This is a genomic window from Methylobacterium sp. CCH7-A2 (genome assembly GCF_001557075.1).
Lineage (GTDB): Bacteria > Pseudomonadota > Alphaproteobacteria > Rhizobiales > Beijerinckiaceae > Allobosea > Allobosea massiliensis.
This window is the reverse complement of sequence record NZ_LSKN01000307.1, coordinates 1-22,339: the sequence shown is the minus strand read 5'-3', so window position 1 is coordinate 22,339 and position 22,339 is coordinate 1. Positions and strand designations below refer to the sequence as shown.

Below are 22,339 nucleotides of genomic sequence, written 5' to 3'. Positions count from 1 at the left end.
TCATCTCGTCGAGATGGGCGACGGCCTGGCTCATCTCGTCGATGCCGTTGGCCTGCTCGCCCGACGCCGCCGAGATGTCGGCGATGGTGGCGGCGACCTTGCGGGAGGCGCTGAGGATCTGCTCCAGCGCCTCGCCGGCCTGGCGCACCAGCTTCACGCCCTCGCCGACCTCGGTGTTGGAGGAGGAGATCAGGGCCGAGATGTCCTTTGCCGCCGAGCTCGAACGTTGGGCGAGCGTGCGGACTTCGGAGGCGACGACCGCGAAGCCCTTGCCGGCATCGCCGGCGCGGGCGGCCTCGACGGCCGCGTTCAGCGCCAGCAGGTTGGTCTGGAAGGCGATGTCGTCGATCACCCGGATGATGTCGGAGATCTTGGTCGAGGCGTCCTCGATGCGGGCCATGGCGTCGACCGCCTGGCTGGCGATGGCGCCGCCGGTCTGCGCCGCCTTCATCGCCTCGTCGGCAATCGAGGCTGCCTCGCGGGAGGCCTGGGCCGAGGCCTTCACCGAGGCCGCGAGCTCTTCGGTCGTCGCCGCCGTCTCCTCGAGCGAGGAGGCCTGCTCCTCGGTGCGCTTCGACAGGTCGTCGGCACCCATGTTGATCTCGCGCGCCGCCAGCAGAATCGCTTGGGACGTCGAACTGATTGCTCCGAGGATTTCTTGCAGCCGCTCTGTCGTCATATTGATGGCCCGCTGCAGCTCCGCAAACCGGCCTGAGTACACGCCATCGACACGGTGTGTCAGGTCGCCTTGCGCGATGGCGCCCATTGCCACAGCGAATTCACTGGTGGCTTCCTCGACGGATTGGTTGATCGCGTTGATTCCCTCGACGAGGCGGTTTAGCCCCTGTTCCGCCACACGGGTTGACGCCCGCGCGGAGAAGTCGCCCCGTTCTGCGCTGGCTACGATCGCCGCAACATCATCAACGACGCGTTGAGTAGACCGGCTCTTTTCATCGGAGCTCATGGCTTCAACACGCATTCTTTCCTGGTCAGCCTCGGCACGCTTCTGCAAGCCGCTCCGAAAGAGGTCGACCGCGCGTGCAATTTCGCCCACTTCGTCCCGCCGAGAGCCACCCTTGACCTCGGCATCCAGGTGGCCCGCCGCCAATTGCGACATCGTCTGGATCAGAGCCCGCAATGGCCGTGATACGCTGAGGTTCAGCCAAGCAGCGACCGCCATGTATGCAAGCAAGAGCGGCAGAAGCACAATCAGAACCGCGTTCAAAAGCTCCCCGAACGCCGATTGGATGTCAGAGGTATGTAAGCCGGCTGCGACCACCCAGTCCCATTCCGGTACCGCCTGAACATACGAAATTTTCTCGGAAGGGATTTCATCCCCGGGTTTCTTCCATGAGTACGCGATAAACCCTGCCCGTTGGGATTTAGCCAGATCGACCATCTCCTGAATGATAGGACGACCGGTTGTGTCCTTGACCCCCAGCGCCGACTGCCCCTCCAACTTCGGCAGCAGGGGATGCATCACCATCTGGCCCTTTGTGTCGAATATGTAGATGTAGTTGCCGCCGTCAAAACGAGATGAGCGGAGCATCTCTGCCAATCGCGACTTGACCTGCTCTGGCGCTTCGCTCGCCGCCCGTGTCGACCGCTGGCCTTCGATCATGGTCACAGCCGCTTCGACCAGAAAACGGATTTCCGAGCGTTTCTGCGCGATCATCGCGTCACGAGCGCGCGTCAAACTGAAAGCGACCGCACCAACCGCTATGATCCCGCTCAGAACGGCAAGTAGCGCAAAACGCCGAGAAATAGTCAGGCTCAGGGACATTCAATGCCTCGAAAAAATGCAAGTGCCTACCGATACGTCATCGTCAGTCTCGAAAAGGTTAACTGCACCTTAGCGGGAACGTTTTTCGGTGGGTGATGGAAGGTCAGCGCAGCGCACCAAGCGCTCTCGTGTCAGCCTCATGATAAGCGGGCCGTACAGCATCGGCTGAACAGCCAGGTTGCCCACGGTGCGCTGAACTTCAGCTTTGTGAAGGAGGACCGATGTCGGCTTGTGATGCGTTCTTCCCCGACCAAAGTCCGGCGCTTGTGGGCTGAGCCGCCGATTGGCCAAGCCTGTCGCTGACGGGGACCGCCGTCGACACAGTATCGGATGACGATCCGCCGTACAATCGACAGGTTGCCACTCATAACGGTCGATGTTTCAGAATCGACTTTAGGTATCGACAGGCAACAGTCCGTTAGTTGTAAAACTGCAGATTCAGATCTCAGTCTACACTAAAATCTTATCGCTGGCTCAACCAACAGGCGGTGTGCCGTGCGTGTGAAAGCTCTCGATCGTCTTCAGGCCCCAGGCCTGCCCCTTCTTCCGTTCTGTTTCGGTCCAAGTCACCGTTTGCCAGTCTGGATCGAGGATCAGACGTGCGCCCGCATTGGCGATCTCAACACGGTTGCCGGCAGGCTCGTAGACATAAAGAAAAAAGGTCTGCTGGACGGCGTGTTTGTGGGGGCCCGTTTCGATGTGGACGCTGTTCTCAAGGAAGATGTCGGCCGCTTCCAGCACGTGCTCGCGCTGGTCGACGGCGTAAGTCACATGGTGGAAGCGCCCGGTGCTGCCGGTGTAGTCACGCGTATAGGCGATGTCATAGCTCTTGTTGTTGACCGTGAACCAGCAGCCGCCGAGCTCGCCTGAATCGAGCACAATCTGCTCCGTCACCCGGCTGCCCAGAGCCTTGGGCAGGAAATCCCGGATCACACCGACATCGCGCGCCAGCAAGTTGAGATGGTCCAGCCGGCGCACGGCGCAGCCGCGGCCATGGTTGCGCTGCGGCTGGTTTTTCAGTGCCGGCTTCTCATGTGGCGGAGCAACATATTTGTTGGTGTCGAAATAGATCTCGAAGATGTGGTCGTCGGGATCGCGGAAGCGATAGGCGCGGCCATGGCCGAGATCACCCTCGACCCAACCCATACCGGCGCCGAGTGCCTCGACCGCTGCGACCCGGCGCAGCAGGGCCTGCTCGCTGGTGGCGCGATAGGCGACATGGCCGATCCCTGTGGTATGCGAGGCCGTGAGCTTCAGCGTGTGGAATTCGTAGTCGTCCCAGGCGCGCAGATAGACGCTGTCGCCCTCGCGTCCGCTCTCGGTCAGGCCGTAGATATTGACGAAGAAGTCGAGGCTGTCCTGCGGCTTGTCGGTGAACAGCTCGACATGGGCGAGATGAGCGATGTCGTGGATCGGTTCGGGCGTCATGGCGACCTCGGGTTCAGTCAAAAAGCGTCACGGCAGGATCAGTCGCTAGGCAAAAAATCGGACGAGCCCCGTGGCCAGGACCGGACAGGCGAAAACGAGTCCCAGGCGCACAAGGTCCGCCGCGACATAGGGCAGGACGCCGCGATACGTCTCGTTGATCGGAATACCGCGCGCGATCGAACTGATGACGAAGACGTTGAGGCCGATCGGTGGTGCAGTGAGCCCGATGCCAACGACGATGAGCACAAGGATGCCGAACCAGATGGCGACCTCGTCGGGTGGAAAGCCGAAATCCAGCGCTTGCACGAGCGGGAAGAAGACCGGCAGCGTCAGGATGATCATGGCGAGTTCGTCCATCACCGCGCCGAGCAGGATGTAGCTTGCCAGCAGCATCGCCAGCACGAGCGGTGGTGATAGTCCCAGTCCGGCGATCCATTCGGCGAGATTGGTCGGCATCTGCGTCAGCGCCAGGAAGGCATTGAAGACCTCGCCGCCGAGCAGGATGATCAGGATCATCGCCGAGGTCTCCGCCGTGATCCGCAGGCTGCGCGTGATCGCGGGGCGATCGAGCTTGCGGGTGGCGACACCGGTCAGCAGCATGGCGATGGCGCCGACGGAGGCGCCCTCCGTCGGGGTGAACAGCCCGCCATAGATGCCGCCCAGCACGACGACTGCCACCGTTACGGCCGGCCAGACTGCGAGCAGGGCCGGCAGGCGTTCGCGCCAGGGCATGCGCGGCAGGACCGGCGCGAGATCGGGCTTTCGCCGCACGACCAAAGCGATCGTGATGCAGTAGAACAGCGCGGCGAGCAGGCCGGGGATCAGCGCCGCCTGGAACAGTTTGGCGATGTTCTGCTCGGTCGAGATCGCATAGACGACGAGTACCACCGAGGGCGGGATCAGGATGCCGAGCGTGCCGCCGGCCGCAATCGTGCCGGTGGCCAGCGAGCCGGCATAGCCATAGCGCTGGAGTTCGGGCAGCGCTGAGCGGCCGAAAGTCGCTGTGGTTGCGACGGAGGAGCCGCAGATCGCGCCGAAACCGGTGCAGGCTCCGATCACCGCCATGGCGAGCCCGCCTTTGCGATGGCCGAGGCAGGTGCGCGCGGCTGTGAAGAGATCCCGCGCCAGGCCCGACTGCTCGGCCAGTGCACCCATCAGGATGAAGAGCGGGATCACCGTCATGGTGTAGTTGGCGAACAGGAAAAAGGGCGTCGTCTTAATGTAGTTGAGAAAGTTGGGGAGGCTCGACATCGAGACGTAGCCGCCAATGCCGACCAGCAGCATCGCCATGCCGATTGGCATGCGCAGGCCGATCAGCAGGATCATGGCGATAAAGCCGCAGCCGGCCGCGAGATTACCGGACATGGCGCGCTCTTAGGCCACGCAGCCCCACCGCCGTCGCCGTGCCGCCGAGCAACGCCATGAGGACTGCACAGATGGCGACCGCCCACCAGGTCGGCAGCGGATAAACCTGAAGCGTCGTCCCGCTGGCGCGTTGTTCGATGGCGCCGACCACCATGCGCCAGGACAACACCAGCGCCACGAACCCAAACAGCGCGTCCCAAACTGAATCAATGATGTGGCGTGCCCGCTCAGGCAGCCGTGTCGTGAAGGTATCGACGATGATGTTTCCACGGGCGGCGAAGCAGAGCGGAAACAGGCAGAAGGCGGCGATCGCCGCCGCCAGTTGCACGATCTCGAAATCGCCGTCGATGCCCGAGCCGGTCACGATCCTGCACAAGACACTGACCGTGACCAGAGCCGCGATGGCGATGAGGATCGCGCCGCCCGTCAAGGCCAACCCGCGCGCGATCAATCCGATTCGAGGGCCGGCGAGCCGGTCCTCGGGCTGTTCTGCCTGCAACGCCATGGCTCAGGCCGCCTGCTCGTGCTTGGCGATCAGGGCCGTCGCTTCGGCGAGCAGCGCATCTCCGTCGATCCCCTTCTCCTTGACCGATTTGATCCAGGTCTCGGTCACCGGTGAACAGGCCGCCTTCCAGCGGGCCACCTCATCGGCCGCCAGAACATGGATGGTATTGCCGCGCTTGCGAGCCATTTCCTCGACCTTGGGCGCGGTGTTGTCGAACATCGCAGCGACCAGGGCGGTCGCGACCTGGCCGGAGTTCCGGTCGATCACGGCGCGCAATTCGGGAGCGAGGCTCTGATACCGGGCCTTATTCATCGCGAGCACGAAGGTCGAGGTGTAGAAGGTCGGCGTGCCGGGAAAGGCGGTGTGGTTCTTGACCATCTCCTGCAGCTTGATCGACGGCACGATTTCCCACGGTACGACCGCACCGTCGATCACGCGCTGCGAGATCGCCTCCGGAACCTGTGGCACCGGCATGCCGATGGCGGAGGCGCCGAGAGCGCGCAGGCCCTCGCCGGCCAGACGTGTCGGGAAACGCAGCTTGAGGTTTTTCATGTCCTCGAGCCGCGTCACCGGGCGGCTGGAATGGATCAACCCGCCATCATGCGCCCAGAAGCAGATCGGGTGGACATCGCCGAACTCGGTGCCGAGATGCTTGGCCGCAAAGTCCTGGACGGCGCGCGAATTGGTCTGCGCGCGCTTGGCTGCGATGAAGGGCAGTTCGAAGACCTCGATCTTCGGGAAGCGGTTGGCGGTGTAGCCCGGTAGCGTCCAGACGAGATCGACGACGCCGTCCCTGGCCTGGTCGAAGAGCTGCGGTGGGGCGCCGCCAAGCTGCATTGACGGAAACACGTCGATCTTGATGCGTCCGTCGGATTCGGTCTCGACCTTCTTGGCCCAGGGCACCAGGAACTCGCGATGGCCAGGCGACACGCCGGCCATGAAATGGTGCAGCCGCATCGACACCTCAGCGGCGCCGGCGCGGCCGATGGTTAGGATGGCGGGCGCCGCGATCAGGCCCGTTAGCACATGACGACGATCAAGCATTGGAATCCTCCCGTAATGAGTTGCGGCCGCTGCCGCTTCTTCTGTTGTCTGGCGGGTGGTCAGTCTTCGTCGCGATAGACAAGGCCGGCTTTGGCCAGCCCCTCGCGCATCGCGTAAATGTCGAGGCCGAGCTCGCCGCTGGCGAGACGCCGGCGTTTCTCTTCCTCGTTGGCCTCGCGCTTGAGGGCCGCTGCAGCGACGGTCGCAGCCTCGAGGCGCGGCACGACCACGACGCCGTCGTCATCGGCGACGATCACGTCGCCGGGGTGGACGAGCGCCCCGGCGCAGACGACCGGCACATTGACGCTGCCAAGCGTCGCCTTGACCGTGCCCTTGGCCGAGATTGCGCGCGACCAGACCGGGAAACCCATCTGCGTCAGGATGCGCACGTCGCGCACGCCGGCATCGATGACCAGGCCGAGGCCGCCTCGGGCCTTGAGCGAGGTCGCGAGAAGGTCGCCGAACATGCCGTCGGTGTTGTCGGTGGTGCAGGCGACGACGAGGATATCGCCGGGCTTCATCTGCTCGATCGCGACATGGATCATCCAGTTGTCGCCAGGCTGGGCGAGCACCGTAACGGCATTGCCGGCGATCTGAGCTCCCGCATAGATCGGCCGCATGTAAGGCTTCATCAGACCGCTTCGGCCCATCGCCTCATGGCTGGTCGAAACGCCGACCTCGGCGAGGGTCGCAATATCGGAAGCGGCGGCGCGTTTGTCGGTGCGGATGACGACGGGGGTCATGCCAGCGTCTCCAAGGCTTCCGGGAAGAGGCGCTGATAGGCCTCGCCATAGGTCATGGCTTTGCCGGAGTTTCGCCCGCCCTGGACGCCACGGTTCAAGGCAACGCGCGTGTAATACTCCCAAAGATGCTTCTGGGCGGCGAGGATCTCGAAAGCCTTGCGCTTCACCTCCCAGACCTCATCGATTTTGAGGATCACGTTCGGCTTGAAGTTGCACTGCTCGGGCTGGTGCGGCTCGAACAAGAAGAGTGGCGGGGCGGCGTAGACGCGCTCCGGATCGGGTTTGTGGCCCGCGGCCTGGGCGATGATGCGTGCCTCCTGGGCGAAGCGTGTCGCCTCCGGGTGGTCGACGTTGTAAGGATCGTCGAGCGCATGGGTCAGCACGAAGCTTGGGTTCAGCTCGTGGAAGATGTCGATAGCGCGGTCGAGCATGGCCTCGGTCGTGCGCAGCGGATAGTCGCCGGCATCCATGAACTCGATCTCGGCGCCGAGTACCGCCGCAGCGCGCTCCGCCTCGTCGCGGCGCTGGGCCTTGACCTCCTCGATCCGCACACCGGCCTTCTTCCAGGCGAACTGGCTCTCGCCGCGCTCGCCATAGGACAGGCACAGGATCTTCATGCGGAAGCCTCGCTTGGCATGAAGTGCAATGGCGCCGCCGGCTCGCCAGACGAAATCGCCCGGATGGGCAGTGATGACCAGACCTGTCTTGGGCAGGCTCGACATGGGCTCAGGATCCTTTGAGGTGTGACTTCATTCGGCGGCTTGCGCCCGACGCATCGCGAGCACGCGCGCGGGTACGAAGGCCTGGCCGTCCATCAGGATGCGGGCGGTGCGCAGCAATCCGGCGCGCTCGACGACAGGATGCGCGGCGGTACCCGCCACTGTCAGTGCGACAGAGAACTCCCCGGTCGGATGCTCGACCGAGATTGTCCGTTCGCGGCCCTCGGGCATCACGACGACGGAAGCGGCAGGGGAACCCGGTAACGCGGCAGCGGTCGCGACGGTGACGGCCGCGAACACCCCAATCGAGGCGTGGCATTCATGCGGGATGAAGCTACGTGTTGCGATCGCCCCGCCAGCCATGGGGGGGGCGACGAGCGCGATCTTTGGCACCACCTTGGTCGTGACGCTGCCGAGATTCATCATGGGGCCGGCCGCCAGGCGGATTCGCTCAATGCGGGCCTTGAGTTCGGCGTCTTTGTCGAGCAGCTCGCGCGGCTCGTAGCCGGTGCGGCCGACATCGGCGGCGCGCAGGACGATGACCGGCATGCCATTGTCGATCAGCGTGCAGGCGACGCCATCGACCATGTCCACCGCATTGCCGGTCGGCAGCAAGGCGCCGCAGACCGAACCCTCGGTGCCCAAGAAGCTGATCGCGATCGGCGCGGAGGTTCCCGGCACACCGTCGATGCGGGCCTCGCCATCGACTGCGGCCTGCCCATTCCCGGTTTCCATGACCAGATCGGCGATCGTGCCGGTGTTGAGCGTCCGCACCCGAACGACCGTGCGGGCGCCGGAGGGCGCGACCAGACCGCGCGCGAGGGCGAAGGGCCCGATGCCGGCGAGGATGTTGCCGCAATTGGGCGTCGTATCGACCACCCCCGTCTCAATGCCAACCTGTGCGAACAGGAAGTCGATGTCGCAGCCCGGTTCGGTCGAGCGGGAAACGATGGCGACCTTGCTGGTCAGCGGGTGGGCGCCGCCTAGCCCGTCAATCTGGCGCTTGTCAGGCGAGCCCATCACGGCGAGCAAGAAGGCTTCGCGCGCGACCGGATCGACCGGCAAATCATCACGCAGGAAATAGGCACCCTTCGAGGTGCCGCCTCGGATTAACATGCAGGGGATTGCGACCTGGCCCATTGCCTTACCCAGCCGCCCTGATGCCGGCGCGGGTGATCACATCGCGCCAGAGCGCAAGCTCGGAGCCGATCAGCTTGCCGAAATTCTCCGGCGTTTCCGGGCGCGCGATCGCGCCGTCGCGGGCCAGCGCGGCTACGAACTCCGGCTGCGTCAGCAGCATGTTGGTCTCGCGGTTTAACCTCGCCACGATCGGCGCCGGTGTTCCCGCCGGCGCCACGAGACCATACCACTGCACGGCCTCGAAATCGGCCAAGCCGCCCTCGACCAGCGTCGGCAGATCCGGAACGAATCCGGCCCGCTCTCGGCTTGCGATTCCGAGCGCCCGGAGTTGCCCGCCTTCGGCCAGCGGCAGGACAGCCGGCCCACCCGTCAGCGTGAACTGCACGTTGCCGGCGACGAGGTCGTTCACCGAGGGAGATGTGCCGCGGTAAGGCACATGCACTGCCTCGATGCCGGCGCGGTAAGACAGATAGGCGGCGGCGATATGGGCGGCACTGCCTTGGCCGCCGGAGCTGTAGTTCAGCTTGCCGGGATTGGCCCTGGCATAGGCGATGAACTCCGGCAGGTTCTTGACCGGCAGTTGGGGATTGATCGCCAGGATGTTGGGCACCATCGCGACCAGCGCGACCGGCTTAAAATCCCTCACGGGATCATAGGGCACGTGGGCATAAAGCGATGGCGCGAAGGCCAGCGTGCCGATATGGCCCATCATCAGAGTGTGGCCGTCCGGCTCTGCCTTAGCGACCTGTGCCGAAGCGGTCATGCCGCCCGCACCGGGGCGGTTTTCGATCACGAAGCCCTTGCCGGGAATGACCTGTTCCAGTTTGGCGGCGATCAGCCGGGCCAGCACATCCGTGCTGCCGCCAGGCGTGAAGGGCACGACAACCCGGATAATCCGGCTGGGCCAGGCCGGTTGTGCGCGCGCTGGCGTGATGCTGGACATTCCGGCCAGGCCGAGCCCCGCGAGAAGCGAGCGACGGTCGAGCGTCATCACGCATCTCCCTTGCTGCGAGCGCCGCGCTGCTGCGCGTCGGCGACCGCGTGCGCTAGACCGGGGTCCATCTTGGCCGCCGCCAGCATTTCCGCCGCCTCGCGCATTTCGGCGGCGCGGCGGATGCCATGGGTGGCGACGCGCTCGCTCATGTCGGCATCGAGCGCGTGGAAATCGATCGACGGGAACGTCGCATTCAGGCTGGCGAAGACTGGGTCCTTGACGTCCCAGGCTTCGCAGGCCGCCGCGCAATCGACCATTAGCGCTTCCAGGCCTTTGATCACGATGCTGCGGCAGAGCTTCATCGCTGAAGCGCGGCCAACGACATCTGAAACCGGCGTCAGGTTCATCCCCAGCGCGTTGAGTGCCTCGGAGGCGGATTGCGCTTTGGGGCCGCCAGTCAGGATCGAGACCTTGAGGCCTGGCTTCAACACCGGCGCCATCACGGCTGCCTCGATGTAATCGGCTCCGCTGGCCTCGACCGCCTTGGCCGCCCTTTGCTTGGTCAAGGGTGCAGCCGAGTTGACATCGACGAAAACCTGGCCGGGCCGCAACCAGCGTGCAGCCTCGATCGCTACCGCCTCGGTGCGGTCTGCTGTGACGGCCGAGAAGACGAAACGGGCTTTCGGGCCGACCGCTTCAGCGGACGCGGCGCAACCGACGCCGATCGATCGCGCGGCCGCTTCCAGCCGCTGCCCTTCCGTCTGGCCGAACAGCCTATCAAAGGCATGAATACCGTTCGCACCATTGGCCAGCAGCCCGCGAGCAAAGGTCTGGCCGACCTCGCCGAATCCGATGAATGCGACCGTCGCCGGTGCTGAACTCACCATCGCCAGCTCCTTATGCGCTTGTCCCGCAGAAAGAGTGACCCAGGCCTATTCTCTCATCAAATGATAAGAATGCAGCGATTGATTACTTTCATTCATCGCATTTTGGCGAAACGCTTCGCTTCAGCGCTTGGCTCAGCAGCACCAGCAGATCGCGTGCTGCCGGTCGTAAAGGCACGGTCTTGCGGGTGATGATGCCGAGTGTGCGCGAGACCGACGGCGAACGAAGGGGAACCGCGACCAGATCGCCGGCATCGACCAGATCAAGCGCGAGTTGTGGCACGACGGCATAGCCTATGCCCGAGCGAACGAGGCTGACCGCCGTCACGACCCGCTGGACCTCGTAGCGCCAGATCAGCGTGTCGCGCCGAGCGCCGAGGGCATCGTCGATCAGGATGCGGTTGCCGGTCTCGGCGCTGATGCGCACCAGCGGCTCGCCCTGTAATTGTGCCCAAGTGAGCGATGTCGCGCCTGCAAGCGGCATGCTGCGATGGCTGACCAGGATGAAGGGCTCCTTGACGACCGGCTTGAGCTCAAGATCCCAGCGGTTTGCAGCGACGATGGTGACGCCGAATTCGGCCTCGCCGGACTGGACCTTGTCGGCGATTTCCGAGGCTGAATTGTCGTGGACCCGTACGCCGATGCCCGGATGGCGCTTGGCGAAAGCAGCGATCACCGACGGCATGCAGTGCCCGGCGACGGTCGGCAGGCATCCAACCGAGACCTGCTCGTCGGCGGCATGCACGTCGACCCTGACCTCGTTGATCGCCGATCCAAGGTCCTCGAAAACGCGCCGCGCACGCGGCAACAGGGTTGTGCCGGCAGCGGTCAGGGAAACCTGGCGCGTGGTCCGCAGGAAGAGCGGCGTACCCAGCGATTCTTCCAACTTTCGCACGCGATGGCTGAGCGCGGTCTGTGAGAGGTTCAAGTGCGATGCGGCGGCCCGAAAACTGCCGCGCTCCGCGATGCTGATGAAGGCCTGCAGGCCAAGGACGTCCGCGCGCATTGGCCATGCTACCGCCCTGCATGACTGATTGCGAGATCTTCGAACCGAGGGCCCTGTTTTCGTAAAATCGTTTTTTCAAAGCCTGTCATGAAGGTGCAGAGTGGTGGGGTCAGCTCCACTTGCCCTAAGTCAGCCCAAGGCGAAGCCGGCAGCATGCGTGTTGAGATAAATTGCATAAAGCGAGGTTTGTGCCGTGATGTAGAGGCGGTTGAGGGCGGGCCCACCGAAGCAGAGATTGCCGACGAGTTCCGGGACCGGAATTCGACCGATCAGCGTGCCCTCCGGCGCATGACACAGCACCGCGTCGGCGCTTGAGGTCCAGATATTGCCGCGCCAATCGAGGCGAAAACCATCGATCAGGCCCGCGGTGCAGGCAAGCAGCGGCCCTATGGGACGCAGCGAGGCACTGTCGTCGGTGAAGCGGTAGGCATGGATCGCAGCCGGCGTCCCCTTCACGTGGGTCGCCCCCGTCTCCGACACGTAGAGGATCTTCTCGTCGGTCGAAAACGCCAGCCCATTGGGCTGAATGCGGTCCGTTGCCACCGCCCTCACGGCTCCGGTCGCGGGATCGAGGCGATAGACATGCGATCCGCCGATCTCGCTCGCCGCATGGAATCCTTCATAGGCGCTGTCGATCCCATAGGTCGGATCAGTGAACCAGATGCTGCTATCTGACCTGACGACGACGTCGTTGGGCGAATTGAACCGCTTGCCATCGATCCTGTCGGCGAGGACGCGCCAACGGCCATCATGGTCGAGTCGCGAGATGCAGCGCCGGCCGTGCTCGCAGGCGATCAGACGGCCCTGATGATCTAGCGCATGGCCGTTGTGGAAGCCGACCTTCGCCTCGAACACGCTGACTTCGCCATTGTCCTCGTTGAAGCGCAGCAGCCGGTCGTTGGGAATGTCCGACCAGATCAGATGCCTCGCGGACGGCACATAGACGGGCCCTTCGCTCCAGCGCGCGCCGGACCAGAGGTGTTCCAGCCGGGCATGTCCGATGATCAGCGACGCGAAGCGATCATCGAGAATCTCATAAGAACTCATCGTGACGGGGCCTTATTCGCGGCGCTGGCTGCGGGGCGCCGGCGTATGCCGAAGCCGATCGGCGGGCGCCGGTTGCCGGGATGGACGAGATCGCTGCCCCAATGGGCCTGGTAGGTGTCGAAGGCCAGGCCGAGCCGCTGCAGCCACCCGAACAGCACGAGGCAGGCCAGCCACCAGGCTCCAATCAAGAGCCACATCCAGTGTGGCGCATTGGCATGCCAGAGACCGCTGGCGATTGCGCCACAAGCGCCAAACAGCGCGAGATAGCCTCCGAACTTGTGAATGTACTCGAACGCCCTCCGGCGCGGCGACATATCGTAGTGATCGCCATGCGTCCCGCCGTCGGACGCTCCCTCTGACGGGCCGCCCTTGCTGCCGCGCAGCCAGGCGCTGGCGAATTGCAGCGCCGCGAGCCCGGCGACGCTCCAGCCGAACAGGCGGTGTGTCGTTGCCGCTCCGCTGCTGCCGCCAGGCAGCAGGATCAGGCCGAGGGCGATCAGCGTGAGCGCTCCGGTGAGATAGTGCAGGCTGCGATGAAGATGCCACCAGCCGGGATGGTCTAGTTCCTGCGGCCAGTTCTGGCCCGGCCAAAGCTTGAGGAAGCGCGCCGCCAGAATCCCGCAAGGCACCAGCCCGCCCCAGGCCAATATCATCAGCCGGGCGTGCCAAGCCGCGGCGCCTTGAATCTCGTGAGGCCGCAGCGCGTCGATCGGGGCGAGCAGCCAGTCGAGCATCGTCAGCCCTTGACGGCGCCGGCGGTCATGCCGGTGATGATCTGACGCGAGGCGAGAAGTGTGAACAGGATCGGCGGAATGGCCAGCAGCATGCCGGTTGCCATGATCACCCCCCAGTCGATGTTGTACTCGGTCAGCGAGTTGACGATCGTCACCGGCACGGTGCGCGTCTTCCGGTCGGCCAGCGCATTGGCCAGGAGGAACTCGTTCCAGGCGATGCGGAAGGTGAAGATCGCGGCAGCGGCCAGCCCCGGCTTGATCAGCGGCAGCACGATCAGGAAAAATGTGCGGAACGGCCCGGCCCCATCGATCCGTGCGGCTTCTTCCAGCTGGATCGGGACCTGCACGATGAAGCTTTGCAGGATCCAGATCACGAAGGGCAGGTTCATCGCGACATAGACGAGGATGATGCCCCAATGCGTCCCGGCCGCGCACTGGTCGCCGATGCAGAACTGGAACGTCCAGATGCCGAACACTGGGACCAACAGGACCGCCGGCGGGACCATGCGCAGCAAAAGCGTCGTCAGCGACAGGCCGCTGCGGCCGACGAAGCGGAAACGCACGATGGCGTAAGCCGCCATACAGCCGAGCACGAGCGTCACGACCGTCGCGATGCTGGCGATGAACAGCGAGTTCGACAGCGCCCGGCCGAAGGTCGGGTCGCAGCGGGCGATGTCCTTCGGCTCATACCAGAGCAGATCGCAGAGCACCTGCTCGTAGTTGCGCAGGGTCGGCACGAACAGAAGGCTCGAATTGTCGCTCATGATGTCGACATTCAGACGCAGGGAGGTGATCAGCATCAGCACGATCGGCCCGACCGACATCAAGACGAGCAGGACCAGCATGACGTAGAAGCCGGAGTTCTGGCGACGGTCGGTGGCTGTGGTCATGGTGAAGCGGCCTCTGCCTCGGCGGCGGCGCGCAGCCGGGCCGCGCGTTTTTCGGTGAGGATGCCGTAGACGAACATGGCCAGCGTCAGCGCCATCAGCACGATGAGCAGCAGGTTCGACATCGCCGCGGCTTTGCCCAGTTCGCGGAACTCGGATGCGGTCCGGGCGATCCGCAAGGACATGATCTCGGTCGAGAGGCCCGGCCCGCCATTGGTCAGGACCAGCACGACCTCCAGCACCTTGAAGGCATCGATCAGCCTGAGCAGGCCGGTGACGATCAGCACCGGCAGCATCAGCGGCAGCTTGATGTGCCAGATCTGCTGCCACCCGCTGGCGCCGTCGATGCGGGCCGCTTCCATGGCCGATTTCGGCAGCGACTGCAGCGCCGCCAGCGACAGGATGAAGATGAACGGCGTCCACTGCCAGATGTCGGCCAGGATGATGGAAACCAGCGCCCAGCTGGAATCGGACAGCCACGGCACGGGATCGAACCCGAGCCCCGTCAAGATGCGGTTCAGTGGCCCGACGGTGGGGTGATAGAGGTAGCGCCACATCAACCCGACGACGATCGGGGCGATCATCATCGGCAGGATGAACAGCGTGCGCAGCAGCGTCATGCCGCGCAAAGGGCGATCCAGAAGCAGCGCGAGACCCACGCCCAGGATCATTTCGCAGGTCACGACAACGGCGGCGAATTTCAGCGTGACGAACAGCGACTCGCGAAAGCTGGGATCGTTGAGCAGAAACAGATAGTTGCGCCACCCGACCCAATCGGCCTGCGAGATCCGCTGGCTCGGGTTCCAATCGAGAAAGCTGGCGTAGACCATGTAGCCGACGGGATAGAGCAGCGCCACGCCGAGCACGGCCAGGCTCGGGGCCAGAAAGAGGTAGGGCGTCAGGCGGGAGGCGTTTGCAGCTTGCATGTCGGGAGCGGCCTGCTTCGACGGCGTGGGATCGGGCGGCGGCAGAGCCGCCGCCCGGTGCGCGACGTCAGGGCTTGAAGGTCTCGTAGCCGGCTTCCTTCATCGTCGTCTTGATCCGGCCGGCGAGACCGTCGAGCGACTGCTTGATGTCGGCGTTCTCGGTCAGGATCTTCGAGACCGTCGTGCCGAGGTCATTGTTGATCTTCCCCCAGGGCGGGATGATCGGGCGCCAGTCCGGATCGGCCTGCTTCAGCGCCTCACCGAAGGTCTTCATGTAGGGGTACTTGGCGTTGACGTCGGCATCGGCATGCGTCGAGAAGCGGATTGGATTGCCACCCTGCAGGGCAATCAGCTTGTCTGCCTTCTTCGATGTCAGCCATTGCATCAGCAGAAAGGCCGCCTCCTTGTTTTTGGCATTACGCGGGATCGCGACGCCGAAGCCGCCGGTCTGGGAGCCGTAACGTACGCCCTTGGGATGGATGGCCCAGCCGACCTTGCCGGCGATCCTGGACTTGGTGGGATCGTCCACCTGTCCGGCAAAAACCGTGGAATCGAGGAACATCGCCGTCTTGCCTTGGAGGAAGGCTGTGCCGGCCTCGGCAAAGCCGAAGGTCTTGGCGCCTTCAGGGCCGCAATCGACGATGGTCTTCAGCGCCTGGGCAGCCTTGACCCCGGCCTCGTTGTTGATGATCGGGTTCCACTGACCGTCGAAGACGCGCCCGCCCAGCGGAGCCAGGTGAAGCAGAAACGCATGCGCCGCGTGCTGGCCGGACGCGGCGCGCGAGGCCAAGCCACCCATGCCGGGCTCAAGCTTTGGGATCCGGCAGGCGAGGTCGAGCATCTCGTCATAGGTCTCGGGAACCTTCAGCCCATGCTTCTCGAAGATATCCTTGCGATAACCGAGGATCGAGGTCTCCGCTCCGAATGGGATGCCGAATAGCGAGCCCGTCGGACCGGGCAAATAGCCCTTTTCGCCGCCGGCCACGCCGATGTTTTGCAGATAGCCGGGGATGATGTCGGCAGCGTCGTAGGCGGGGTCCGACAGCAGCGGGTTCATGAAGAACCGTGCGAGGTTTTCCAGCTGGTCGGCGAAGACATAGTCGGCCTTCGAAAAGACGACATAGCCGATGAGATCGTAGTCGCCCCTGGCCTTCGTCAGCTCCAGAGTCTGCTTCTCCCGCATCTTGAGATATTCGAGCTGGTCGACCTCGACCTTGATGCCGGTCTGGCGGGTGAATTCCGGCAGCACCTTGACCACGGCGTCATAGTGCGGGTGAGCTGGAAAATTGACGACGAGCGTTTTGCCCTTGTGTGCGTCGTAGGGCCCGGCCTGGGCGCTTCCGCCCCCTCCCGCCAGAACCATCGCGGCCAGCGCCACGCTTGTGAAAACCTTGAACATAAGTCCTCCCCTCGTTGGTCTCGTTAGAGCCGTTGTCCGCTCTTTGCTGCGAAGATCATGATGTGCTCGGGCGCGACCGAGGCCGTGATCGCATCGCCGGGGCGGTGCAACGCGACGCTGGGCGTCTCGATGAGAATGCGCGTTTCACCGCAGCGCGCCGCGATGACGGCGCTGGCCCCGAGATATTCCGAGAGGATCACGCTCAGGCGCAGCGCGCTGCCGGAACGCGGCGCAAGCTCGATCGCGGTGGGGCGGATGCCGACCAAGACGGGCTCGGCCCGGACGGGCCATCCGCCCGGTCGTTGCGGCAGCGCGAGCTCGAAATCCTCGCCCTTCACCGATAGCGCATCTCCGCTGGAGACGATGTTGCCGGGCAGGAAATTCATTGTCGGAGAACCGATGAAGCCGGCCACGAACTGGTTGATAGGGTTCTCAAACAGCTCTCGTGGCGTTCCCTGCTGCTGGATCACCCCCTCGTTCATCACCACGATCCGGTCGCCCAGCGTCATGGCCTCGACCTGGTCATGGGTGACGTAGACCATATTCTTGGCGATGCGCTGGCGCAGCTCGGCCAGTTCCGTGCGCATTCTCGCACGCAGCTTGGCGTCGAGATTGGACAGGGGCTCGTCGAACAGGAAGGTCGAGGCGTCCCGCACCAGGGCCCGGCCCATCGCCACACGCTGGCGCTGCCCCCCGGACAGCTCCGCCGGCTTGCGGTCGAGCAGATGCGCGATGTTCAGCATCTCGGCGACACTGCGCACCTTGGCGGCGATTTCCGCCTTGGGACGGCGCTGCAGGCGCAACGCGAAGGACATGTTCCGCGCGATGTTCATGTGCGGGTAGAGGGCATAGTCCTGGAACACCATCGCGATGTCCCGGTCCTTAGGGTCGCGTCGGCTAACCGGCGTCCCGTCGAAATAAATCTCGCCCTTCGTGAGGGTTTCGAGACCGGCTAGGATTCGCAAGGTCGTCGACTTGCCACAGCCCGACGGGCCGACCAGGACCGTGAATTCGCCGTCCGGTAAGGTAAGGTCCAGCGGCTTGAGAACCTGGACCTCTCCAAAACGCTTCTCGACGCCCGCAAAGACGATCTCAGGCACATTTCCACCCATCTTGTTTTTTGTTGCCGGCAGGATGTCGCACCGAGCGCCCGAAGTTAATCCGGCTTTGCGAAAATCAACGTTAGCGCTAACGCTGCCTTGGGCGGAGCGGTCATGACGCGTAAGATCAACGTCGGGATCAAGGATATCGGCCGCGCGGTCGGCGTCAGCATGATGACGGTGTCGCGGGCGCTACGCGGTGTGGAGGGCGTCTCGCCAGCCATGCGCGCCGAAATCCTGCGCATGGCCGAGGTCATGGATTATCGGCCCAACCGAACGGCACGCTCCCTCGCAAGTGCGCGGTCCTCGCTGATTGGCATCTCGATTCCGACCCTGTTCAGCGACGTCTTCCCCGAAATCCTCGACGGTATGCGCGCCACCCTGAGCCATGCCGGCTTCGACACCGTGATCGACACGACCGACTACGATCGCTCCCGCGAGGCGGCCTGGGTCGAGCGCATGCTGGACTGGAATGCGGCAGGGCTGGTGCTCAGCGGGATCGACCATGCGCCGGAGATGCGTGACCATTTGCGTGCCCTGCAGATCCCGACACTGGAGATATGGGATGTCTGCGACGATCCGATCGATATCTGTGTTGGCGTCGACCACCACGCGGCCGGAGAGATGCTCGGACGTCACCTCATCGCCTGTAGCTACCGTCGCCCGGCCTTCGTCAGTGTTCCGGAGGGACGCGACAGGCGGGCCGACAAGCGGCTGGCAGGCCTGCGCGCCAGCTTCGAGGCGGCCGGTGTTGCCGAGATGATGGTCGAGCGGGTCGACCGGCGCGCGGCCTTTGTGGCTGGCGCCGTCGGCACAGAAGCCTTGCTGAATCGGCCGGGGCCGCGGCCCGACGTCATCGCTTATCTCAACGACCACATGGCCTTCGGGGGCCTTTCGGTCTGCGAGAGGTTGGCGCTGCCAGTCCCGCAAGCCGTCGGCATCGCCGGCTTCAACGGGTTGGAACTCAACACGGTCCTGCCGCGGCCGATCACGACCGTTCGGACCCCACTCAACGCCATGGGCGTGACCGGTGCTCGCAACCTCGTCGCCCGAATGAACGGCGCGGTCGTTGTACGTTCGATCATAATGCCAACCCGGTTGCAGGAAGGCGATACGACCTGGGCGGTCGGCGCATCGGCTGCGTGACAGGGCGGACAACTCGGTCATGTTGGCCCGCAACACCGTCTGAGAGGCGATGACCAAGGTTCTTCGCTGAGCTCGCGTTCACGCGCGGACTGACGGAACGCGCGGCCTGTTGGTGGCGAGATGTCGCGGGCGTGGGGTCGCAAGATATGCGTCGGAAGCCTTAAGGGCGGCTTCCACGCTTGGCTGAATGTATCGGCGCAGATCGTTGCGCCATGTTTCGGTCATGGCATCCCAACCCAATTGCTCTGGACGACGCACCGCCTCATGCAGTGCTCGCGCTGCAGCCTCGACGGCGACGGCGATGCGGGGATGTGACATGGGTGAAGTCTCTGCGCGCAACTGAAACGGACCCGGATACAGTCAAGTCTTTAGAGCAGCAGCGTTATTGTAGTTTTGTCCTATCGCGTATGGCAATCTCGTCGGCAACCGCGTTCCACAGCCGGATGGCAATCTCATTTTGTTCAAGCTGCGCCTGCTGAGCAAGGCGCTTGGCCTGATCGTAAGCATCGGTTCCGAAATCGCGAATGATCATCCCCGCTGAGATCCGAACCACTGTGATCCAGATGCGGTCTACGTTTTTCGTTTCTGATGGCGCGTCGTTCATCAGGTCCCATTGCCATCACTAAGCAAAAATCAAAAACAAAACCCGGCGTTTAGACTAATTTGAATGATTAACAGCGCAATGAACCGGTTGCGTTCTGTGGCATGGCTTTACCTGCATCTTTTTCTGAGACGCGAGACGTTGCGTGAGAGAAGCAACGTCATCGTTGGGATTGGACGACGTGCTGGCTGTAGCTGGCATCGTTACAGGCCCCTCCGTCATTCAATTCGTCACCCAGTGAGTTGTCGCTTTTTCGCTCATGGCGCCTGCATTGCCGTCTGACAGACTGCTCATGACGTGCGTTTTGCAGCCCCCTTACGATCCTCGCTGTACTCGGCTTTGTTGACGGTCCCTGCTCTTGCGCAGGAGGCGAACGCGCCCGCGCCGCCCAAAAGAACGGCCCCTGGTCTGCTCGCCAGGGGCTCGATGCTGCGTCATGCGATCAGCGGCAAATGGTCTTGTAGCCGACGATGATGGTCTCGCCGGAGTAGCGGTCGAAGCGCTTGATCGGCTTCTCGAAGCAGTCCTCCTCGGCCTCGACGAAGTGCACCGGTTGCTGGTGGCCATAGCCGGCCTCAAGCAGGTCGCGGGCCTGGTTGCTGACGATCGCCGCGCCGATGAGGGCACCGCTGGGGCCGAGCAGGGCCCCGGTGGCGGCCGTCTTGCGGCTGTACTGCTTGACCGGCTTCACCTTGACGCCGCAGTCGGTGGCGGAGGCGGTGGAGACGAACGAACCCCTGATTAGGGCGGCGGCGACGGTCTTCTCCAAGGCGCTAGGCGCTGTAGAGGCCAATCAGCTCCCGTGGGCTTGGCGAGGTCAGGTTCACAGGGTTCTCCGGGGTTATCCCTCGTACCCGCCAAAGGGGCCCTAGCGGATCTTGATCACTCCTCCAGACGCGAGGCCGTATTTTGCCAGTGCATCTGCCGTCAGCTGTCGCTGGAGTTCGATCGTGGATCCCGCGGCCACCGATTGGTCGCGCTGAAGAATCCGCTCAGCGCTGGATTGCGTCGATGCCGCCACGACAAACACCTGGACGCCGGGCTGCGTCCGGGACGTCACTGCAAACTGGAAACCCTGCACGGTCATCGCGGCCTCCTCGGTTTTCGCGCATACAACACTGCGACGTTTCGCAACCCGGACAGGCACAAGCGATTGCCGATCCGAAATTCGCTGCGCCGAACGGCCATGTTCGGGCAGTTGTCCTTACCGGGTCAGCGCGTCCTGGGTGACTGTTCGATTTCGCCCGGTGCGCTTGGCAGCCAAAAGTGCCTGGTCCGCGCGCTCGATCAACGAAGTCGGGGTGTCCCCCAGTTTATAGGCCGCGACACCAGACGAGATCGTGATGCGGCCGAGCTTCTCGTTGGTGGAGCGCTTGATCAGTTCGCGCTTCAACAGAGCCTGCCGCACGGACTCAGCGTAGAGCTTCCCATCATTCAGGTTTGTATCGGGCAGGATGATGGCAAATTCCTCGCCACCGAAGCGCGTGATGACAGCGCGATCGACCATGTGTTCCGTCATGGTTTGGGCGACCAGCCGCAGAACCTGATCGCCTGTGGCATGCCCGTGATCGTCGTTGAAGCGCTTGAAGTAATCAACGTCGGCAATGACCAAGGTGAGAGGAATGCCGTCTGAGGTCGCAACCTCGAAACACGCCTGCAGCCTCTCCTCGAAATGCCGCCGATTGGCGAGACCCGTGAGCGCGTCCGTCTGTGCCTCGATCCGGGTGGTTTCGAGGGCGTCTCGCAGGTGACTGATTTCGCGTGCACTGTCGCGCAGCTTCGATTCGAGCGTCGCTTTTCTGGCAACCTCGCTCCGGGTCGATAGCACGAGGGTCTCAACCCATTTGCGGAGCATGGTTCGATCCGCCGAAGCTGGGCCTTGTTCGGAGAGCGCAGAGATTTCGCTGTGGTAGAGTTCGCTGGCGTCTACGGCCTCGTTGATCTGGCGGGTCAGCCCAGCGATTTCCTCCAAGATTTGAGAACTGGTCCGGTTCGCTTCTTGAGCCAGACGCTCGGTGGCCAGGTATCGATTGTAAAGGCCGTCGATGACCGTCGCGCCAACGAAGCCGCCGCTGTCCAGACCCTGTTGCAGTTCTGCGCTCAGCGCCGGGATTGTGCCCGACAGATGCGCGTACCAGACCTCGAAGGTCCGAGGATGGGAAGGCGATCTGTGAAGGCGCATCGCCGCAACGACGCGATCAGCAAGGTCGTCCTCGTCGACTCTCTTCGCAACGGCGTTTGTCATGCCACACCGCGATCTCAGAACTCTTCCCAGCCCGCATCGCCGGCGCGGCTGTTGGCGACCTTCCTGGCGGGTGCCGGCGCCGGGCGCGGTGCGGGAACCGCCATGCGGGGCGCCGGAGCCTTGTGAGCGAAGGCGGCTTCCGCGAGCTGGCGCAGGCGGGCGGGCTCGGCCGCGACGGGCCGCGGCGCCGGCGCCGCTGCGGCCCGGCCGTCGTCCGGCCCGGTCTTGAAGGCGGCGACGAGATCGTTGAGCTGGGCGATCTTGCCCGAGAGCGAGCCGGCCGAGGCGGCGCTCTGTTCCGACAGCGCCGCGTTCTGCTGGGTCATCTCGTCGAGATGGGCGACCGCTTGGCTCATCTCGTCGATGCCGCTGGCCTGTTCACCCGAGGCGGCAGAGATTTCCGCGATGGTGGCCGCGACCTTCTCGGAGGCTGCCAGAATCTGGCTGAGCTGTTCGCCGGCCTGGCGGACGAGCTTGACGCCCTCGCCGACCTCGCTGTTCGAGGACGAGATCAGCGCCGAGATGTCCTTGGCCGCCTCGCTCGAACGCTGGGCGAGTGTGCGCACCTCCGAGGCCACGACCGCGAAGCCCTTGCCGGCATCGCCCGCACGGGCCGCCTCGACCGCCGCGTTCAGCGCCAGCAGGTTCGTCTGGAAGGCGATGTCGTCGATCACCCGGATGATGTCCGAGATCTTGGTCGAGG

The 22,339-nt window shown here is 63.9% G+C and carries 23 protein-coding genes; 1 reads left to right on the top strand and 22 read right to left on the bottom strand.

Going from position 1 to position 22,339, the window contains the following annotated elements; genetic code table 11:
• The 17 genes from AX750_RS26325 to ugpC all read right to left on the bottom strand — a co-directional run.
• Window positions 1-1,783 (bottom strand): methyl-accepting chemotaxis protein (locus AX750_RS26325; protein ID WP_156462477.1); only part of this gene is annotated, 1,783 nt, incomplete at its 3' end.
• 474 nt (window positions 1,784-2,257) lie between these two features.
• Entirely contained in the window at window positions 2,258-3,211 is a 954-nt protein-coding gene (locus AX750_RS23670) for a VOC family protein (protein WP_067255109.1), read from the bottom strand.
• A gap of 45 nt (window positions 3,212-3,256) precedes the next feature.
• Window positions 3,257-4,576 carry a TRAP transporter large permease gene (locus AX750_RS23665; protein WP_067255104.1) on the bottom strand — a complete coding sequence of 440 codons (1,320 nt, stop codon included), beginning with the start codon at window positions 4,574-4,576 and terminating at the stop codon, window positions 3,257-3,259.
• A complete protein-coding gene (locus AX750_RS23660) occupies window positions 4,566-5,081 on the bottom strand; it encodes a TRAP transporter small permease (RefSeq protein ID WP_067255099.1) in 516 nt (171 codons plus the stop codon). The genes AX750_RS23665 and AX750_RS23660 overlap by 11 nt, the downstream gene beginning before the upstream one ends.
• A gap of 3 nt (window positions 5,082-5,084) precedes the next feature.
• Window positions 5,085-6,125 carry a TRAP transporter substrate-binding protein gene (locus tag AX750_RS23655; protein ID WP_067255095.1) on the bottom strand — a complete coding sequence of 347 codons (1,041 nt, stop codon included), beginning with the start codon at window positions 6,123-6,125 and terminating at the stop codon, window positions 5,085-5,087.
• A 59-nt stretch (window positions 6,126-6,184) separates the two neighbouring features.
• Complete coding sequence (locus AX750_RS23650; protein WP_067255091.1) at window positions 6,185-6,868, bottom strand: 4-carboxy-4-hydroxy-2-oxoadipate aldolase/oxaloacetate decarboxylase; 684 nt, start codon at window positions 6,866-6,868, stop codon at window positions 6,185-6,187.
• A complete protein-coding gene (locus tag AX750_RS23645) occupies window positions 6,865-7,590 on the bottom strand; it encodes a PIG-L deacetylase family protein (RefSeq protein ID WP_067255087.1) in 726 nt (241 codons plus the stop codon). Before AX750_RS23645 ends, AX750_RS23650 begins: the two co-directional genes overlap by 4 nt.
• Before the next feature lie 27 nt (window positions 7,591-7,617).
• On the bottom strand, window positions 7,618-8,727 hold the full coding sequence (locus tag AX750_RS23640) for a 4-oxalomesaconate tautomerase (protein WP_067255083.1): 1,110 nt from the start codon (window positions 8,725-8,727) through the stop codon (window positions 7,618-7,620).
• Window positions 8,728-8,731: 4 nt separating this feature from the next.
• A complete protein-coding gene (locus tag AX750_RS23635; RefSeq protein WP_082737611.1) occupies window positions 8,732-9,718 on the bottom strand; it encodes a tripartite tricarboxylate transporter substrate binding protein in 987 nt (328 codons plus the stop codon).
• Window positions 9,718-10,548, bottom strand: coding sequence for an NAD(P)-dependent oxidoreductase (locus tag AX750_RS23630; RefSeq protein WP_067255080.1), 831 nt, complete (start codon window positions 10,546-10,548; stop codon window positions 9,718-9,720). The genes AX750_RS23635 and AX750_RS23630 overlap by 1 nt, the downstream gene beginning before the upstream one ends.
• An 88-nt stretch (window positions 10,549-10,636) precedes the next feature.
• Window positions 10,637-11,551, bottom strand: a complete 915-nt coding sequence (locus AX750_RS23625; RefSeq protein ID WP_067255075.1) for a LysR family transcriptional regulator — start codon at window positions 11,549-11,551, stop codon at window positions 10,637-10,639.
• Between the two features lie 129 nt (window positions 11,552-11,680).
• On the bottom strand, window positions 11,681-12,598 hold the full coding sequence (locus AX750_RS23620) for an SMP-30/gluconolactonase/LRE family protein (RefSeq protein WP_067255072.1): 918 nt from the start codon (window positions 12,596-12,598) through the stop codon (window positions 11,681-11,683).
• On the bottom strand, window positions 12,595-13,332 hold the full coding sequence (locus tag AX750_RS23615; RefSeq protein ID WP_067255069.1) for a cytochrome b561 domain-containing protein: 738 nt from the start codon (window positions 13,330-13,332) through the stop codon (window positions 12,595-12,597). Before AX750_RS23615 ends, AX750_RS23620 begins: the two co-directional genes overlap by 4 nt.
• A 2-nt stretch (window positions 13,333-13,334) precedes the next feature.
• Window positions 13,335-14,222 carry a carbohydrate ABC transporter permease gene (locus tag AX750_RS23610; RefSeq protein ID WP_067255066.1) on the bottom strand — a complete coding sequence of 296 codons (888 nt, stop codon included), beginning with the start codon at window positions 14,220-14,222 and terminating at the stop codon, window positions 13,335-13,337.
• On the bottom strand, window positions 14,219-15,145 hold the full coding sequence (locus tag AX750_RS23605) for a sugar ABC transporter permease (RefSeq protein WP_067255063.1): 927 nt from the start codon (window positions 15,143-15,145) through the stop codon (window positions 14,219-14,221). The genes AX750_RS23610 and AX750_RS23605 overlap by 4 nt, the downstream gene beginning before the upstream one ends.
• Window positions 15,146-15,212: 67 nt before the next feature.
• Window positions 15,213-16,544 carry an extracellular solute-binding protein gene (locus AX750_RS23600; RefSeq protein ID WP_067255059.1) on the bottom strand — a complete coding sequence of 444 codons (1,332 nt, stop codon included), beginning with the start codon at window positions 16,542-16,544 and terminating at the stop codon, window positions 15,213-15,215.
• Window positions 16,545-16,567: 23 nt separating this feature from the next.
• The gene (gene ugpC / locus AX750_RS23595) at window positions 16,568-17,644 is read right to left on the bottom strand and encodes a sn-glycerol-3-phosphate ABC transporter ATP-binding protein UgpC (protein WP_067255113.1); all 1,077 of its coding nucleotides are present in this window, start codon (window positions 17,642-17,644) and stop codon (window positions 16,568-16,570) included.
• 114 nt (window positions 17,645-17,758) lie between these two features.
• Between ugpC and AX750_RS23590 the strand changes: the two genes are divergently transcribed.
• The gene (locus AX750_RS23590) at window positions 17,759-18,790 is read left to right on the top strand and encodes a LacI family DNA-binding transcriptional regulator (RefSeq protein ID WP_067255057.1); all 1,032 of its coding nucleotides are present in this window, start codon (window positions 17,759-17,761) and stop codon (window positions 18,788-18,790) included.
• Window positions 18,791-19,172: 382 nt separating this feature from the next.
• Here the strand turns inward: AX750_RS23590 and AX750_RS26320 are convergent, their stop codons facing one another.
• From AX750_RS26320 to AX750_RS27095, 5 genes are all read right to left on the bottom strand, one after another.
• A complete protein-coding gene (locus AX750_RS26320) occupies window positions 19,173-19,394 on the bottom strand; it encodes a hypothetical protein (RefSeq protein ID WP_156450260.1) in 222 nt (73 codons plus the stop codon).
• Between the two features lie 439 nt (window positions 19,395-19,833).
• A complete protein-coding gene (locus AX750_RS23585; protein WP_067255053.1) occupies window positions 19,834-20,160 on the bottom strand; it encodes a hypothetical protein in 327 nt (108 codons plus the stop codon).
• 99 nt (window positions 20,161-20,259) lie between these two features.
• Window positions 20,260-20,478, bottom strand: coding sequence for a hypothetical protein (locus AX750_RS23580; protein ID WP_067255050.1), 219 nt, complete (start codon window positions 20,476-20,478; stop codon window positions 20,260-20,262).
• Window positions 20,479-20,595: 117 nt separating this feature from the next.
• On the bottom strand, window positions 20,596-21,636 hold the full coding sequence (locus AX750_RS23575; RefSeq protein ID WP_067255047.1) for a GGDEF domain-containing protein: 1,041 nt from the start codon (window positions 21,634-21,636) through the stop codon (window positions 20,596-20,598).
• 14 nt (window positions 21,637-21,650) lie between these two features.
• The coding region (locus AX750_RS27095; RefSeq protein ID WP_280939923.1) for a methyl-accepting chemotaxis protein at window positions 21,651-22,339 on the bottom strand (689 nt) is incomplete at its 5' end.

Bases quoted from the DNA above. Each gene is read 5' to 3' on its own strand.
- AX750_RS23600 (WP_067255059.1), bottom strand. From the start codon at position 16,544: ATGTTCAAGGTTTTCACAAGCGTGGCGCTGGCCGCGATGGTTCTGGCG.
- AX750_RS23640 (WP_067255083.1), bottom strand. From the start codon at position 8,727: ATGGGCCAGGTCGCAATCCCCTGCATGTTAATCCGAGGCGGCACCTCG.
- AX750_RS23650 (WP_067255091.1), bottom strand. From the start codon at position 6,868: ATGACCCCCGTCGTCATCCGCACCGACAAACGCGCCGCCGCTTCCGAT.
- AX750_RS23625 (WP_067255075.1), bottom strand. From the start codon at position 11,551: ATGCGCGCGGACGTCCTTGGCCTGCAGGCCTTCATCAGCATCGCGGAG.
- AX750_RS23580 (WP_067255050.1), bottom strand. From the start codon at position 20,478: ATGACCGTGCAGGGTTTCCAGTTTGCAGTGACGTCCCGGACGCAGCCC.
- AX750_RS26320 (WP_156450260.1), bottom strand. From the start codon at position 19,394: ATGAACGACGCGCCATCAGAAACGAAAAACGTAGACCGCATCTGGATC.
- AX750_RS23670 (WP_067255109.1), bottom strand. From the start codon at position 3,211: ATGACGCCCGAACCGATCCACGACATCGCTCATCTCGCCCATGTCGAG.
- AX750_RS23635 (WP_082737611.1), bottom strand. From the start codon at position 9,718: ATGACGCTCGACCGTCGCTCGCTTCTCGCGGGGCTCGGCCTGGCCGGA.
- AX750_RS23630 (WP_067255080.1), bottom strand. From the start codon at position 10,548: ATGGTGAGTTCAGCACCGGCGACGGTCGCATTCATCGGATTCGGCGAG.
- AX750_RS23610 (WP_067255066.1), bottom strand. From the start codon at position 14,222: ATGACCACAGCCACCGACCGTCGCCAGAACTCCGGCTTCTACGTCATG.
- AX750_RS23645 (WP_067255087.1), bottom strand. From the start codon at position 7,590: ATGTCGAGCCTGCCCAAGACAGGTCTGGTCATCACTGCCCATCCGGGC.
- AX750_RS23590 (WP_067255057.1), top strand. From the start codon at position 17,759: ATGACGCGTAAGATCAACGTCGGGATCAAGGATATCGGCCGCGCGGTC.
- AX750_RS23615 (WP_067255069.1), bottom strand. From the start codon at position 13,332: ATGCTCGACTGGCTGCTCGCCCCGATCGACGCGCTGCGGCCTCACGAG.
- AX750_RS23605 (WP_067255063.1), bottom strand. From the start codon at position 15,145: ATGCAAGCTGCAAACGCCTCCCGCCTGACGCCCTACCTCTTTCTGGCC.
- AX750_RS23575 (WP_067255047.1), bottom strand. From the start codon at position 21,636: ATGACAAACGCCGTTGCGAAGAGAGTCGACGAGGACGACCTTGCTGAT.
- AX750_RS23665 (WP_067255104.1), bottom strand. From the start codon at position 4,576: ATGTCCGGTAATCTCGCGGCCGGCTGCGGCTTTATCGCCATGATCCTG.
- AX750_RS23655 (WP_067255095.1), bottom strand. From the start codon at position 6,125: ATGCTTGATCGTCGTCATGTGCTAACGGGCCTGATCGCGGCGCCCGCC.
- AX750_RS23620 (WP_067255072.1), bottom strand. From the start codon at position 12,598: ATGAGTTCTTATGAGATTCTCGATGATCGCTTCGCGTCGCTGATCATC.
- AX750_RS23660 (WP_067255099.1), bottom strand. From the start codon at position 5,081: ATGGCGTTGCAGGCAGAACAGCCCGAGGACCGGCTCGCCGGCCCTCGA.